This window comes from Blastococcus sp. LR1, from assembly GCF_020166105.1.
In the GTDB taxonomy this organism is placed as follows: domain Bacteria; phylum Actinomycetota; class Actinomycetes; order Mycobacteriales; family Geodermatophilaceae; genus Blastococcus.
In genome coordinates this window covers 82,261-96,510 of the sequence record NZ_JAIUJY010000004.1, presented here as the reverse complement: position 1 = coordinate 96,510, position 14,250 = coordinate 82,261, and the positions used below count along the sequence as shown (strand labels likewise).

Genomic DNA, 14,250 nt, shown 5'->3' with positions numbered 1-14,250 from the left:
CCGGGGTCAGCCGGTGAGGCGGACGCCGTACCGGAAGCCGCCCTGGTCCACCGTGGTGACCGACAGCGGGGTGCCGTACGTGCGGGCGTGCACGATCTTCCCGTCGCCGATGTAGAGGGCCACGTGGCTGATCGGCGTGTAGTAGAAGACGAGGTCGCCGGGCTGGAGCTCCGCGCGGGTGACCTGCCGGCCGATCTGTGCCTGGGACCTGCTGCTGCGCGGGAGGGTCACTCCTGCCGCGGCGTAGGCGTAGGACGTCAGGCCCGAGCAGTCGAACGCGCCCGGCCCCGATGCACCCATCCGGTAGGGCAGACCCACCTTCGACAGCGCGACCTGGATCGCGGTCGCCGCGGCGCCGTTCGGGGCCACCGGCAGGTCCGAGGCGTCCGGGGTGGCGAGCTTCGGACCGGCGACCAGGGTCGAGACCCGGTCCTGCTCGGCGGCCGACAGCCGGGCGAGGTCGGACTGGTACTCGTCCGCGCGCCGCTGGACCTCGGCCTGCTGGCCCTTCAGCTGCTCGAGGGATGCCTGCGCGTCGGCAGCGGCCTGAGCCGCGGTGGCCTCGGCCTGCTCGGCGGTGGCGCGGGCGGCGGAGGCCTCGGCGATCACGCTGTTGGTGTGGGCGGCGATCACGTCCAGCGTCGCCATCCGCTGCACCAGGTCCTCGGCGGACTCGCTGGTGAGGAAGGCCGCCACGCGCGACTCCTGCTTCTGGAAACTGCTCTTGGCGATCGCGCGGAGCTGCGGCTCGTGCACGGCGAGGGCCTGGCGGGCCACCTGGGCCTGGGCGCCGGCGGCGACCGCGGCCGCGTGGTGCGACGCGACGATCTCCTCGGCCTCGTGCACCTGCGCCTCGACGACGGTCAGCTGCTGCGCTGCCTGCGCGACCAGCTCCGCGGCCTGGGCCGCGTTGGCCGGGGCCGCGGTCGCCACGGTGGGGCTGAGCGTCGCGGTCGCGGCCGCCATGAGGGCGGCGCCGACCGCGAGGACGGCACGCGAGCGGCGACGAGTGGTCCTGCGTTGCGACTGCACCGTGGGCCTCCGATCAGCTGCGCCGGGCCCGGGGAAGGGGCCTCAACCTTGCGCGTCAGCACGGACCGTAGGGATGCGGTGTCGACTAGTAGTGGTCGGCGCGCCCATTGCAAGACCTGGGGCAACCTCATGCGTCACATCGGCCCCAGCAGGCGTCAGCCGCCTCGCCCGAGCGCCTCGGCGAGCTCTCGACGGCCGCTCAGCGGCGGCGCGGGCCGGCTGAGCCGTCGGGCCGGCGATCCGGGGCGAGAGGCACGAGCCGGTCGGCGAGCGCACCGGTGACGAGCGAGTAGACGGCCTTGTGGCCGACGTCGACGATCCGGTCGCGGCGGGACCAGGTCCAGGGCGGCGAACCGACGCCGGTGGCGTTCTCCAGGGTCTGGTCGGTGGCCAGCCGCACGGAGGTGTGCCAGGCCGACGCCCGCCAGCCGCGCAGGCCGGAGGCCGCCCAGATGCCACGAAGGGCACCGACGGCGGCGCCGGTGCCCCAGTGCATGAGGTGGTTGCGCACCGGCGGCCGGGCCGAACCCGGGAGCCGGCGGCCGGTGCTGAGTGCGGTGAGCGTGCGCGCGGGCACGTAGCTGTCCGGGCGCCCGGTGACCGCTTGCTCAGCCTTCTCGCCGAGCGTCATCACGGCGACGCCGGCGATCCCGGCGAGGGCACCCCTCAGGGCAGCGCGTCCCAACATGACGACGCGCCTACCCCGACCGCACGCGGATGGAACGGCCCTCTCGCAGGGTCCCGGCCCGAGCGGAGCGAGGGTCGGGGGGCGAGAGGGTCCTTCCGTCAGCCGGCGAGGGGCTCCTGGGCCTCCAGGCCGGAGATGGCCTGGAAGTCGCGCAGGATCGCCGTGAGCTCGTCAGAGGTCCACGGCTCGCAGCAGGTACAGCCGCCCTCGGCGAAGCTGACCAGCCCGATGGAGCCACCGGCCTGGTCCTCGGCGATGGCCAGGTGACCGGCGGACGGGTGGCGGTGGCAGGCGCAGCCCGCGGCACAGAGGCCGAGGCCCCAGCCGGAGATGACGACGGTGTGCCCGTCGTCCCGGACCTTGCCCACCTGGAAGACGGACGGCTTGCGACTCCTGCTCACGGAGTCCTCCCCTCGACGGTCCCGGGAAGCGGGCCCGCATGCGATGTACGGATGTCGAGCTACGGAAGATTTCGGCAGATCTGCGTCCGAGGTGAAGCTTTCCGAGCGCTCATGTTCCGCCACCGAGAGTAATTCTTCGTTCACGTGTCGTCGCCGTCATTAGTCGCCAGCACTGCGAGATCGACTTGTCGCCAACTGTGACGGAACGCCCCCACCCCGCCTAGCTGGCGGGGCTCACGCTGCTCATGTTGAAGTCCGGGATCCGCAGCGTCGGCATGGCGGTGCGGGTGAACCAGTCGTTCCACTCCCGCGGCAGCGTCCGCTCGGTGCGCCCGGCCTGCACCGCCCGCCCGAGCAGGTCGACCGGCGACTCGTTGAACCGGAAGTTGTTGACCGCGCCGGTCACCTCCCCGTTCTCGACGAGGAAGACGCCGTCGCGGGTCAGGCCGGTGAGCAGCAGCGTCTGCGGATCGACCTCGCGGATGTACCAGAGCGTCGTCAACAGCAGGCCGCGGTCGGTGGCCGCGATCATCTCCTCCTGCGTCGCCGTCGCCCCGGGCTGCTCGAGGATCAGGTTGTCCACGGCGGCGACGGCCGGGGCCGTCGTCTTCAGCGCCCAGGCCCGGGGCCGGAACAGGTTCGCCAGCACTCCGTTCTCGATCCAGTTCACCGCGGGCGTGGCCATGCCGTTGTCGAACACCGACGCCCCGCCCGACGAGGAGCCCGTCACCAGGAACGGCGCGGCCTCCAGGCCCGGGAAGTGCGGGTCGCTGCGCAGGGTCAGCGGCAGGTCGGCCAGCCGGTCGCCGATCCGGTTGCCGCCGCCCTGCTTGGCGAAGACGTTGCGGCCCTCGTCGGCGTCCCGCGCCTCCATCGTCCAGTACAGGTAGATCATCAGGTCGCTCACCGCCGACGGCGGCAGCAGCGTCTCGTAGCGCCCGGCGGGCAGGTCGATCCGCCGCTGCGACCAGGCCATCTTCTTCTGCACCTCGGCGGCGAGGTCGGCCACCGAGACGTCGCTGAAGTCGCGCGTGCTGGTGCCCGCCCACACCGAACGGCCGAAGTCGGGGGTCTTGCCGTTGAGCTCCACCCGGCCGGTGGGCTGGTCGTGCCGCAGCCGCAGGCCGGTGGAGCTGCCCAGGTAGGTGGTGCTCATCCGGTGCTCGGCGAAGCCGTACAGCAGCTCGCCGCGATCGGCCGCCTCGCCGAAGGCCTGGCCGAGCGCCGGGGCGAAGTCGGCGAAGACGCCGATGGAGGTGTCGGCCGGGTCCGCGTCCCAGTCGCCCGCACCCGGCGGGGCGGTGCCCTCGGGATCTGGGCCGATCAGCGGCATCGCGTCCTCGGCGGGCCCGGCGTCGCGGGCGGCCTGCTCGCTGGCGGCGACCAGGTCGGCGATGTCCGGCGTCCCGCTGCGGGTCACGGTGCCCGAGGCCATGCCGGCGCCGCCGTCCACGAACGAGACGACCACGACCTGGCGGGAGCGCATCGCGCCGTTGGTGGTGAGGCTGTTGCCCGCCCACCGCAGGTTCGCCTCCGAGCCGTCGACGACGAAGGCGAGCTGCCCGTCGGCGGTGGAGGCGGCGAGCGCCTGCTCGACCAGGTCCTGCGCGCGCTGATGGGAGCTCATCGCCCGGCCTCCTCGACGGTGTTCAGGATGTTCACGTTCTCGAACAGCGCCGTGGGGCAGCCGTGGCTGACCGCCGCCGTCTGGCCCGGCTGGGCCTTCCCGCAGTTGAACGCGCCGCCCAGGACGTAGGTCTGCGGCCCGCCGACGACGCGCATGGAACCCCAGAAGTCCGTCGTCGTGGCCTGGTAGGCGACGTCGCGCAGCTGACCGGCGAGCTTTCCGCCCTCGATCCGGTAGAACCGCTGGCCGGTGAACTGGAAGTTGTAGCGCTGCATGTCGATCGACCAGCTCTTGTCGCCGACGACGTAGATGCCACGGTCGACGCCGGCGATCACGTCCTCGGTCGAGGGGCCGTCCGGCGCGGGCTGCAGCGAGACGTTCGCCATCCGCTGCACCGGCACGTGACCGGGCGAGTCGGCGAAGGAGCAGCCGTTCGAGCGCTCCATCCCCTGGAGCCGGGCCATGTTGCGGTCCACCTGGTAGCCGACCAGGACGCCGTCCTTCACGATGTCCCACTGCTGCGCGGCGACGCCCTCGTCGTCCCAGCCGATGCTGGACAGGCCGTGCAGCGCCGTACGGTCGCCGGTGACGTTCATGATCGGCGAGCCGTACCGCAGGCTGCCGAGCTTGTCGGGGGTCGCGAACGAGGTGCCCGCGTAGGCGGCCTCGTAGCCGAGGGCCCGGTCCAGCTCGGTGGCGTGGCCGATGGACTCGTGGATGGTCAGCCACAGGTTCGAGGGGTCGACGACGAGGTCGTAGCGGCCCGACTGCACCGAGGGCGCCTTGGTCTTCTCCCGCAGCAGCTCGGGGATCTCGGCCAGCTCGGCGCGCCAGTCCCAGCCGGTGCCGGTGAGGTACTCCCAGCCGCGGCCGGCCGGCGGGGCGATGGTCCGCATGCTCTCGAACGAGCCGGTGGAGCGGTCGACGGTGAGCGCGGTGAAGTCGGGGTGGATGCGCACGCGCTGCTGAGTGGTGCGGGTGCCGGCGGTGTCGGCGTAGTACTTCTGCTCCTTCACGAGCATGGCGGCGGCCTGCACGTGCTCGACGCCGTCGGCGGCCAGCAGCTGCTCGGAGAGCTCGGTGAGCAGCCCGGACTTCTCGGCGTCGGGAACCGTGAAGGGGTCGACGTCGTAGGCCGAGACGTAGGTGGCGTCGGCGTACACCGGCTCGGGCGCGAGCTCGACGCGGTCGCGGTTCAGCGCGGCGGCGACCTGCGCGACGGCGACCGCCTCCTCGGCCAGGCGGACCGCCTCGGCCGCGGTGAGGACGACGCCGGCGGCGAAGCCCCACGTCCCCTCGTGCACGACGCGGACGGCGAGGCCGAGATCCTCGCCGTCGGTGAAGGACTCGGGGCGGGCGTCGCGGAGGCTGATCGTCTGCGTGCGGATGCGCTCGACGCGGATGTCGGCGTGCTCGCAACCGAGGTCGACGGCCCGGGTGAGGGCGGCGTCGGTCAGTGCGGACAGCGGCAGCGCGAGGAACGCCTCGTCGATGGCGCGGGGTGCTGGCACGGCCCCTTGTCTACCAGCGCCGCGCGCGGGTAAGCGCGAGCGCATGCCCGACCTCGTGGACGACGTGACGATGACCTTCGGCGGCAACGCCACCATGCTGCTGCGGGTCGGGCCGTTCACCCTGCTCACCGACCCGAGCTTCCTGCACCGCGGCCAGCGCGCCTACCTGGGCAAGGGGCTGTGGACCAAGCGGCTCACCGACCCGGCGCTGCAGCCGACCCAGCTGCCTGCCCTGGACGCGATCCTCCTGTCGCACCTGCACGGTGACCACTGGGACGACATCGCCACCGACCACCTGGACAAGGCGACGCCGGTGGTCACGACGCAGGAGGCGGCGAAGGCGCTGGGCCGCAAGGGCTTCCAGGCGACGTCGGACCTCGAGCCGTGGCAGCAGCACGTGCTCGCGCAGGACGACGACGAGCTGCGCATCACCTCGGTGCCCGGCGTCCACGGGCCGGGGCTGCTGGCGAAGGTGCTGCCGCCGGTGATGGGCAGCGTGCTGGAGCTGGTGCGCGGCGGCGAGGTGAGCTGGCGGGGCTACATCAGCGGCGACACGCTGTTCCGGCCGTTCCTGGGCGAGGTGCTGGAGCGGTGCGGGCCGCTGGACGTCGTCATCCCGCACCTGGGCGGGACGAAGGCGCTCGGTCTCACGGTGACGATGGACGACCGGCAGGGTGCGGATCTGGTGGAGCTGCTGAAGCCGCCGATGACCGTGCCGGTGCACTACGACGACTACGACCGGTTCGCCTCGCCGCTGGGTGACTTCGTGGCCGAGGTCGCCCGCCGGCGGCTGCCCGGCACGATCCGGCCCGCCTACCGCGGCGAGACGATGTCGCTGCGCGCGTGAGGTGGACGGCGCCTGATCAGAAGTTCTCCTCCGTGCGCCAGGCCATCTCCTGCAGGATCAGGCCGTTGCCGTCGGGGTCGCTGAACCCGGCGAACAGCACGCCCCCGCCGCCGCTGACCTCGTCGACCTCGACGCCGCGCCCGACCAGCTCCGCGCGCGCCTTCTCGATGTCGGCGACCACCAGGTGCAGCGCCCGGACCGACCCGGGCGTGCCCTCGTAGGCCGCGAAGCCCGTGCCGAACCCGATCGAGCAGGACGACCCGGGCGGGGTGACCTGCACGACGCGGGCCCCCTCCACGGGGCGGACGTCGACGTCGACGTGGAATCCCAGCGTGTCGGCGTAGAACGCCTTGGCCCGGTCGACGTCGGCGACCGGGATCGGCACGAGTTCGAGCTTCAGCTCCACGGGGACTCCACGGCGCTCGCCGACGCCGCCGGACGGCGACCGCGAACCGGAGACAGCGCGCGGACGTCGTCCCACCGGGCCCATGCCACCACCGCGGACGCGGCCAGGAGGACGAGCGTCACAGCGGCGGACACCTCGAGGACGAACAGGTTGGTCAGCGTCGCCCCGATCATCAGGCCGACCAGGCCACAGGCGGCCGGCCCCGCCAGCCGGGGGAGCACGAGCCCTCCCGCCGCGAGCAGCTCGCACGAGCCGACGGCGTACCGCAGCCACTGACCGGCCCCGATGTCGGCGAACATCTCGACCATCGCCGCATCACCGGCGAGCTTCGCCAGGCCTGCCCCGGCGAACACCGCGGCCAGCCCGAGCCGGAGCACCCACCCGATGATGGTTCCGGCACGGCCGCGCCCGTGCCGCCGTCCTGTCGCGGCGGCCCGGGGCGCCGTGGTCGTCATCGCGCACCGGCCCCGTCGCGAGCAAGGAGCTCGTCGAGCTTGGCGTAGCCCTCGTTGACGCCGACGTCCATGCCGCTGGAGAGCATGGCGTCGCGGTCGGCGAAGGAGTCGCAGAGCGACGTCGCGGTCAGCCGCGTGCGGCCGTCGCCGAGGTCCTCCAGCACGAGCTTCTCCAGGGCGACGCCGTCGGGCCAGCCCTCGAAGGTGAAGGTCTGCACGATCAGCTCGTCCGGCCGCACCTCGTGGAAGCAGCCGTGGAAGCCGTACTCCTCGTCGCCCTGCGAGTGGACGTAGCGGTAGGAGCCGCCGGTGCGGCAGTCGTAGTGGTCGATCGTCATCGTGAGGTCCCGCGGCCCGAGCCACTGGGCGACGAGCTCGGGGTCGGTGTGGGCCCGGAAGACCTTTCCCCGCGGAGCGTCGAACTCGCGGGTGATCCGGATGAGCGGAACGTCGGGGTCGGCGACGATCTGGGTCTCGCGGTGGGTGGTGCTGGTCATGACGGGGTTCCTTCCTGCGGGAGGGTGGGTGTCGGCTCCTCCGGCATGGACCGGAGGACGTCGTCGAGGCGGCGGTAGCGGGCCTCGGCACGACGGCGGTAGCGCTCGATCCACTTGGTCATCAGGTCGAACACCTCCGCCTCGAGGTGGACCGGGCGCCGCTGGGCGTCCCGGCTCCGGCTCACCAGACCGGCCTCCTCGAGCACCTTGAGGTGCTTGGAGACGGCCTGGAGGCTCACGTCGAAGGGGGCGGCGAGCTCGCTCACCGTGGCGTCACCGATCGCCAGTTGCGCGACCATGTCCCGCCGGGTGGGGTCGGCCAGCGCCGAGAACACCCGGGAGAGCGGATCAGCCGGCACGTCGTCCTCCTCGTTGCTCAACCTTTCGGTTGATAACGAAGCTAGCCCCTGTCGTGGGCTGTGGTCAACCGTTTGGTTGAACAAGGATCCGACCAGGGGGTTACGGCGAGATCATCCTGCCGACCGACGCCCGCTGACGGTCTCCTCACCCAGGCTCTGCGCATGGCGAACAGAGCGAAGAAGACGGTGCTGGGCGGGGCGTTCGTGGTGGCGCTGGGCGGCGTGGCGGTCGCCGGGCTGATGGTGACCATGCCGCCCGGAGTGGACAGCCCGGGCGAGGTGCTGGCCGAACTGCAGGGCCACACGGACACCACGGCGTACTCGACGGCCGACCGCGCTCCGCGGGACCTCGTACCCGAGTGGACCCGCGCGGCGGGCACCCACGTCACGGTCGTCCGTCCCGGCGACGCCTCGGGGGACGACGACGGCAGCGTGCGCGTCGACCTGGAGCTGCCGGACGCCGCGCCGCCCGCCGATTGCACCGCGCTGCCGCAGGTGGGCATGCCCTTCGACGGTGGAGGCGACTGGCCCGACCTCGGCGAGGGCCCGGCACTGCTCTGCGACGGCTGGGTGACCGTCGTGCTCGGCGACCACGTCCACGCGTGGACCGACGACGCCCTGCGGTCGGACGCCTGAGCCCGGCTCAGCCCGTGGCGAGCCGGGCGGCGCGCTCCGCGACGTCCACCCGCAGGGCGTCGACGTCGACCGTGGTGCTCGCGCCGTCGCGGACGACCGGCCGGCCGCCCACCCAGACGTCGCGCACGTGGCGGCCGGCGCCGGACCAGACGAGGTGGGCGAGCACGTCACCCGGGTCGCCGACCGGCTCGAAGACGAGGTCGCGGGTGTCGACGTGCACGAGGTCCGCGCGCCGGCCGGCCTCCAGCCGGCCCAGGTCGGGGCGGCCGATCGCGTCGGCCGCCGCTCCGGTGGCCAGCCAGACCGCCTCGGCGGCCGTGAGCGCGGTCGCCGACCGCTCGCGCAGGCGGGCCATGCCCGCGGCCAGGCGCAGGTCGGCGAAGAGGTCGAGGGAGTCGTTCGATGCCGGCCCGTCGGTGCCCAGGCCCACCCGGATGCCGCGGTCGAGCATCGGGCGGACCGGCGCGACGCCACTGGCGAGCTTGGCGTTGCTCGCCGGGCAGTGCGCGACGGCGACGTCGTACTCCTGCCACAGCTCCTGGTCGGCGTCGTCCAGATGCACGCAGTGCGCGGCGAGCACCCGCCCGCCGAGCACGTCGTAGGAGGCGAGCAGCGCCGGGACGCTCAGCCCGTGCGCGGCGAGGAGGTCGTCGCCCTCGGTGGCCGTCTCCGCCACGTGCAGGTGCAGCAGCAGGCCGTGCTCGCGGGCGGCGCGGGCGGCGTCGGCCAGCAGCGGGAGCGGCACGGTGTACGCGGCGTGCGGGCCGAGGCCGTACTCGACGGTGCCGTCGTCGGGGGCGGTCGCGGCCAGGGCGACGGCGGAGCGCAGCTGCTCCTCCATGGGCGGCATGCCCGGCAGCGGCAGCAGGGGCGTCGCGATCACGGCCCGCGCGCCGGTGGTGGTGACGGCGGCGGCGATCCGCTCGGGGTGGAAGTACATCTCGACGCTGGTGGTGATGCCGTTGCCCAGCATCTCCGCCGACGCCGCGGTCATGGCGACCTCGACGTCCTCGGGCGTGAGGCGGGCCTCGCGCGGCCACATCACCTCTTGCAGCCAGCGGTCCAGGGGCAACCCCTCGCCCTGGCCTCGGAACAGCACCATCGCGGCGTGCGAGTGGGTGTTCACCAGGCCGGGCGTGAGGACGCCGGGGAGCGCGACCACCTCGGCGTCCGCCGCGTCCGGGGCCTCCGCCGCGGGGCCGATCCAGGCGATGCGGCCGTCGAGGACGTCCACCACCGCGTCCGGGACGACGGTTCCGGCGCGGTCGCCGACGACGGCGGCCCGGGCGGTGAATCGCTGGCGCATGCCTGCCGACGGTAGTGGCGTCTCGGGCACGCGTCGCGGCAGCGCACCGGAGCCGCCGATACCGTGGGCGGCATGGACCTCCTCGCCGCCGCCACGTCCGACGAGGGTGGGATCACCGGATTCCTGCTGGACCTCGTCCAGTCGCTGGGCCCGGTGGGGGTGGGCCTGGCCATCCTGGCCGAGACCGTCATCCCGCCGATCCCCAGCGAGGCGGTCCTGGGGCTGGCCGGTGTGCTGATCAACGACGGGGAGATGAACGTCGTCCCGGTCATCCTCTTCGCCACCCTGGGCTCGGTCCTGGGCGCGATCTTCTTCTACTACATCGGCAGGGCTCTCGGGCCGCGGCGGTCGCACGCCTTCCTCGACCGGCTGCCGCTGGTGGAGACCGCCGACGTGGACAAGACCTTCGCCTGGTTCGAGCGCCACGGCCGATCGGCGGTGTTCTTCGGGCGGATGGTCCCGATCGTGCGCAGCTTCATCTCGGTGCCGGCCGGCGTCGTGCGGATGCCGTTCGGGCAGTTCCTGCTGTTCACGACAGCCGGCAGCCTGATCTGGAACAGCGTGCTCATCGGACTCGGCGTCGCGCTCGGGGACCTGATCAACGAGTACCTGCAGTACATGGACTACCTCGTCGTCGGGGCGGTGGCGCTCGTCGTCGGCTGGTTCCTCTGGAAGAAGCTGAGCGGCCGGCTGCAGCGTCCCCGCGGCGCCGGGGCGCACCTGCCGGCCGACGAGCGCGACGAGGCGTGACCGGTCCGACGACGACGCCGGTCGACACCCCGCACGGACCGGCACGCGTCCTCTCGGCCGGGGACGGCCGCACGGGCACGCTGGTGCTCGGCCACGGGGCAGGCGGCGGGTCGGAGTCCGAGGACCTGGCGGTGCTGGCTGCCGAGGCTGCGGATGCGGGGTGGCTGGTGCACCGGGTGGACCAGCCGTGGCGGGTGGCGGGGAAGCGGATCGCGCCCGCGCCGCCGAGGCTGGACGAGGCGTGGCACGCGGTGCTGGACCGGCTGCGCCTGCTGGACCGCCTGCCCGGCCGGCTGGTGCTGGGCGGCCGCAGCGCCGGGGCGCGGGTGGCCTGCCGGACGGCGGCGGAGCAGGGCGCGGCCGGCGTGCTGACGCTGGCGTTCCCGCTGCATCCGCCGGGGAAGCCGGAGAAGAGCCGCGCGCCGGAGCTCGTCGGGGTGCCGGTGCCGCTGGTCGTGGTGCAGGGCGAGACCGACGCGATGGGCCTGCCGGAGCACGTCGCGGCGGCACTCCAGGGGCATCCCGGGGCGTCGGTGTACGCCGTGCCGGGCGACCACTCGCTGAAGAAGAACCCGCACCTGGTCGCGGCCGCGGCGATGTCGTGGCTCACCGAGGTCCTCCCGCACTGAGCACTCCCCCGCCACGTTCTCCCCCGCCACGAACTGCCAAGGAGCAGGCTTCGCCTCAGAACGGCGGCGGATCGTCCACCTCGTAGCCAGCAGCCGCGCCTCCTGACCCCGCGCCGACCTGGGCCATGAGCTGCGCCTCGACAGGCGGTTCCGGATAGCCCATCGCCGCCCAGTAGCCCGGCGGTCGGGTGGTCCGGGTGATGCCGCTCGGTGTGGTCACGCTCAGCGCGCCGTCGGGAGTCATCTCGAAGCGCCATCCGGGCGCGAACGTCTTCAGCCGGTGGTGCCGGCGGCACAGACAGCAGAGGTTCTCGCAGCTCGTCTCGCCGCCCTCGGCGTGCGGGACGACATGGTCCAGATCCGCCCAGCCGGCGGAATTGCCGCAGCCGGGATGCCGGCACGTCCGGTCCCGCACCGTGGTGAATCTCCGCTGCGCCACGGATGGTCGATACCGGTCCGTCGCGGGAGGACGGTCGAGCACGGAGCAGCCGCAGTCGCCGTCCGGATGGATCGGACAGCCACGGCGGGCCAGCCCTTCCAGCTGATGCCGGGTGACCGTGGCCCGCAGCGCGCCGGTCCGCGGGTCGACGAGCGCGAGGTCGAGGGAGCCGCCGGCCGGAGCCCGCAGTCCGCCCGGGCACATCGCGTCGAGCCGCTCCAGCAGCTCGCGCAGTTGAGACGTGGTGATCGGCTGCCCGTCCACCTCGGCCGACGGGGCGGGCGAGGTGGGGTCCGCGGGCAGCGGGGCGATGACGGTCAGGTGCGCGGTGACCGGCGGGCGGCTCGCGTCCCAGGGGCGCAGCATCAGGTCGAGGAAGACCCCGACCCGGAGCTCGCCGATCGGTCGGGACGGATCGTCCGCCTTGGCCATCCGGGCGTACCGGTCGACCGTGTCGAACGCGGCCCGGGCCATCGGACGAGGCAGGAAGACGGTGAACTCGGCCATGCCGTCGGGGCGGGGCTTCACGGTCACGTCCGCCCGGCGCTGCGCCTGCTTCCGACGCCGCTCGGCGGCCTCTTCGTCGCGCCGCAGCAGTTCCGCTCGCGCCGCTGCCCGGAGCCGGGAGATGGACAGCTCGGCGGCGCGGGGCAGGACCGCCGCCTCGATCTCGGCGAGGACCTGCGGCTCGACGTCCCGGGCGATCGGGCCCAGCTCGACGGCCAGCGCGCGAGCCCGGGGCCAGTCCAGCGCTCCGTCCGCGAGCGCCGCCCAGGTGCCCGTGAGGTTCCTCAGCAGCACGAGCGACTGGTCGGCGAGCGTGGTGGCCGCGGTGCGGGAGCAGTTCAGGATGTGCGCCAGTTCGTCGGCGAAGAACTCGCTCACCCCCGGGACGGGCTCGTTCTCCGCACCGGGCAGCCAGTCGGGTGAGGCGGCACCGGGCTCGCCGATCTGGCGGTCGAGGCTGTCGGGCCGGCGGGCAGCGAGCTCGCCGATCAGCTCGGTGCGGTAGGCCGCCAGCCGCGCCTCGAGCTGCTCGATGCGCTGCAGCTCCACCGCGATCTCCGGCGAGGTGCGCGCCCCCACGGGCATGACCTCGCCCAGGCGCGAGGGCCGCGCCGTCACACCCGCCGGCACCAACTCGGCCGGCCACGGCGGCACGTCGAGGACGGCGACTGTCACGCCGACTCCGTAGCCACCACCCTCGAACATGTGTACGAGTATGCGGCAGGGGTCTGACAATTTTCGGCGTCGGCGCGAGGCTGACCAGGAACTTCCTGCGCCATCGGGCCTCGACGGTTCCGGGGAGCCGCGCTCAGGGGGAGCCGGCGTCAGGGGGAGCCGCGCTCAGGGGGAGCCGGCCTCAGGGGGAGCCGGCCTCAGGGGGAGCCGCGCTCAGGGAGAGCCGGGCTCAGGGAGAGCCGGGCTCAGGGGCAGAACTCAGCGACGGCGGCGGCGCACGACGAGCGTCACGAGCAGCACCACCGCGGCCACTCCGGCCGCCGGAGCTGCGTACCGGGACAGCGCCGCCCCGCCGGCCACCTCGAGCAGGTCGATCGGCTCCGGCTCCGCCTGCTTCGGGCGGACGGTGGCCGCAGGAGCCGCAGGCGCGGTCGACCGCGCCGGGCCGCCCGACGGCACGCTGCGCAGCGGCGCCCCGGTGGCAGGCCGGGCCGGCGGAGCCGTCGGACCCTTGGGCGGCGTGCTGGGCGCCTTCGCGCCGGGCGCGGTGTCCCGGGCAGCCGGAGCCGTCTCAGCCGCCGCAGGAGCGGTGTCGCCAGCGGCCGGCGCGGTGTCCGCGGGAGTGGGCGCCCCGTCGGGCACGACGGTGACGGCCGGCGCCGTGGCCTTCCGCGCGGACGCGGCCTTGGCGGGAGCAGCCTTCGCCGGTGCGGCCTTGGCCGCAGCACCCTTCGCCGCAGCACCCTTCGCGGGTGCCGCCTTCGCCGTGCCCGCCTCGCTGTCCGCGGAGGCCGACGTCACCTTCTCCGTCGTCGACGCCGCAGCCTTCTTCGTCGCCGCGGCCGCCTTCTTGACCGCGCCGTTCCCGGCGGCCTGCTCGGCGGAGGCGGCGATCTCCTCGACCGCGCCCGCCGCCGTCGCCACGACCTTCTGCGCCGCGCTCTCCCGCTCGGCGTCGCCCTGCGCGTCACCCTCACCCAGCTGCGCGGCGAGCTTGTCGGCGAACTGGCCGAGCAGCTTGTTGCCGACGTCGGTCATCACGCCGCGGCCGAACTGGGCCGGCCGCCCGGTGATGTTCAGGTCGGTGAGCACGTCGACCCGGGTGCCCGACCCCTCGGCCTTGAGCGTGGCGGTCACGGTCGCTGCCGCCGTGCCGTTGCCCCGCTGGTCCTTGCCCTTCGCGTCGATGACGGCGCGGTGCGCGACCTCGTCCTTCTCGACGAACGACGCCTTGCCCTGATAGGTCAGGTTGATCGGCCCGAGCTTCACCTTCACCCGGCCGGTGAAGTCGTCACCGGTCACCGAGTCCACCGCCGCACCGGGCATGCACGGGGCGATCCGCTCGATGTCGAGCAGCACCCGCCACGCCTCGTCGACGGGAACCGGAACGGTGAACGAGTTCTCCAGCTGCACGGTGACCTCCGACAGGAAACGACGTGACTCGACCAGCAGAAGGCCCCGTCCAGGGGCCCGCCCCGAGCATGC

16 protein-coding genes are annotated in these 14,250 nt (G+C 73.6%); 4 read left to right on the top strand and 12 right to left on the bottom strand.

The genetic code is table 11. The features are described from left to right. Nucleotides 1-6 precede the first annotated feature (6 nt). From LBW97_RS20475 to LBW97_RS12300, 5 genes are all read right to left on the bottom strand, one after another. A complete protein-coding gene (locus LBW97_RS20475) occupies nucleotides 7-1,032 on the bottom strand; it encodes a C40 family peptidase (protein WP_224499677.1) in 1,026 nt (341 codons plus the stop codon). 199 nt (nucleotides 1,033-1,231) lie between these two features. Further along, nucleotides 1,232-1,720 carry a hypothetical protein gene (locus tag LBW97_RS12315; protein ID WP_224499676.1) on the bottom strand — a complete coding sequence of 163 codons (489 nt, stop codon included), beginning with the start codon at nucleotides 1,718-1,720 and terminating at the stop codon, nucleotides 1,232-1,234. A gap of 98 nt (nucleotides 1,721-1,818) precedes the next feature. Then, on the bottom strand, nucleotides 1,819-2,121 hold the full coding sequence (locus LBW97_RS12310) for a hypothetical protein (protein ID WP_224499675.1): 303 nt from the start codon (nucleotides 2,119-2,121) through the stop codon (nucleotides 1,819-1,821). Between the two features lie 220 nt (nucleotides 2,122-2,341). Continuing rightward, on the bottom strand, nucleotides 2,342-3,748 hold the full coding sequence (locus LBW97_RS12305; RefSeq protein ID WP_224499674.1) for a TldD/PmbA family protein: 1,407 nt from the start codon (nucleotides 3,746-3,748) through the stop codon (nucleotides 2,342-2,344). Further along, nucleotides 3,745-5,259, bottom strand: coding sequence for a TldD/PmbA family protein (locus LBW97_RS12300; RefSeq protein WP_224499673.1), 1,515 nt, complete (start codon nucleotides 5,257-5,259; stop codon nucleotides 3,745-3,747). The genes LBW97_RS12305 and LBW97_RS12300 overlap by 4 nt, the downstream gene beginning before the upstream one ends. A 43-nt stretch (nucleotides 5,260-5,302) precedes the next feature. Between LBW97_RS12300 and LBW97_RS12295 the strand changes: the two genes are divergently transcribed. After that, nucleotides 5,303-6,106: an MBL fold metallo-hydrolase gene (locus LBW97_RS12295; protein ID WP_224499672.1), complete on the top strand. Its 804-nt coding sequence runs from the start codon at nucleotides 5,303-5,305 to the stop codon at nucleotides 6,104-6,106. Between the two features lie 16 nt (nucleotides 6,107-6,122). Here LBW97_RS12295 and LBW97_RS12290 read toward each other — a convergent pair whose 3' ends face one another. From LBW97_RS12290 to LBW97_RS12275, 4 genes are all read right to left on the bottom strand, one after another. Beyond that, on the bottom strand, nucleotides 6,123-6,512 hold the full coding sequence (locus LBW97_RS12290) for a VOC family protein (protein WP_224499671.1): 390 nt from the start codon (nucleotides 6,510-6,512) through the stop codon (nucleotides 6,123-6,125). Further along, nucleotides 6,503-6,889 carry a DoxX family protein gene (locus LBW97_RS12285; RefSeq protein ID WP_224499670.1) on the bottom strand — a complete coding sequence of 129 codons (387 nt, stop codon included), beginning with the start codon at nucleotides 6,887-6,889 and terminating at the stop codon, nucleotides 6,503-6,505. The genes LBW97_RS12290 and LBW97_RS12285 overlap by 10 nt, the downstream gene beginning before the upstream one ends. A 74-nt stretch (nucleotides 6,890-6,963) precedes the next feature. Further along, nucleotides 6,964-7,464 carry an SRPBCC family protein gene (locus tag LBW97_RS12280; RefSeq protein WP_224499669.1) on the bottom strand — a complete coding sequence of 167 codons (501 nt, stop codon included), beginning with the start codon at nucleotides 7,462-7,464 and terminating at the stop codon, nucleotides 6,964-6,966. Then, nucleotides 7,461-7,823, bottom strand: a complete 363-nt coding sequence (locus LBW97_RS12275) for a helix-turn-helix transcriptional regulator (RefSeq protein ID WP_224499668.1) — start codon at nucleotides 7,821-7,823, stop codon at nucleotides 7,461-7,463. Before LBW97_RS12275 ends, LBW97_RS12280 begins: the two co-directional genes overlap by 4 nt. 162 nt (nucleotides 7,824-7,985) lie before the next feature. Between LBW97_RS12275 and LBW97_RS12270 the strand changes: the two genes are divergently transcribed. Further along, complete coding sequence (locus tag LBW97_RS12270) at nucleotides 7,986-8,459, top strand: hypothetical protein (protein WP_224499667.1); 474 nt, start codon at nucleotides 7,986-7,988, stop codon at nucleotides 8,457-8,459. Nucleotides 8,460-8,466: 7 nt separating this feature from the next. On the opposite strand, the gene LBW97_RS12265 is transcribed toward LBW97_RS12270, so the two are convergent. Next, nucleotides 8,467-9,765: an amidohydrolase family protein gene (locus tag LBW97_RS12265; protein WP_224499666.1), complete on the bottom strand. Its 1,299-nt coding sequence runs from the start codon at nucleotides 9,763-9,765 to the stop codon at nucleotides 8,467-8,469. 72 nt (nucleotides 9,766-9,837) lie between these two features. On the opposite strand from LBW97_RS12265, the gene LBW97_RS12260 reads away from it, so the two are divergent. Beyond that, nucleotides 9,838-10,515: a DedA family protein gene (locus tag LBW97_RS12260; protein WP_224499665.1), complete on the top strand. Its 678-nt coding sequence runs from the start codon at nucleotides 9,838-9,840 to the stop codon at nucleotides 10,513-10,515. Next, nucleotides 10,512-11,144 (top strand): alpha/beta family hydrolase, encoded by a 633-nt coding sequence (locus LBW97_RS12255; RefSeq protein WP_224499664.1) that lies wholly within the window; start codon nucleotides 10,512-10,514, stop codon nucleotides 11,142-11,144. Before LBW97_RS12260 ends, LBW97_RS12255 begins: the two co-directional genes overlap by 4 nt. A gap of 55 nt (nucleotides 11,145-11,199) precedes the next feature. Here the strand turns inward: LBW97_RS12255 and LBW97_RS12250 are convergent, their stop codons facing one another. Continuing rightward, nucleotides 11,200-12,765 (bottom strand): HNH endonuclease signature motif containing protein, encoded by a 1,566-nt coding sequence (locus LBW97_RS12250; protein ID WP_224499663.1) that lies wholly within the window; start codon nucleotides 12,763-12,765, stop codon nucleotides 11,200-11,202. A 258-nt stretch (nucleotides 12,766-13,023) separates the two neighbouring features. After that, on the bottom strand, nucleotides 13,024-14,178 hold the full coding sequence (locus LBW97_RS12245) for an SRPBCC family protein (protein WP_224499662.1): 1,155 nt from the start codon (nucleotides 14,176-14,178) through the stop codon (nucleotides 13,024-13,026). Nucleotides 14,179-14,250: the final 72 nt, after the last annotated feature.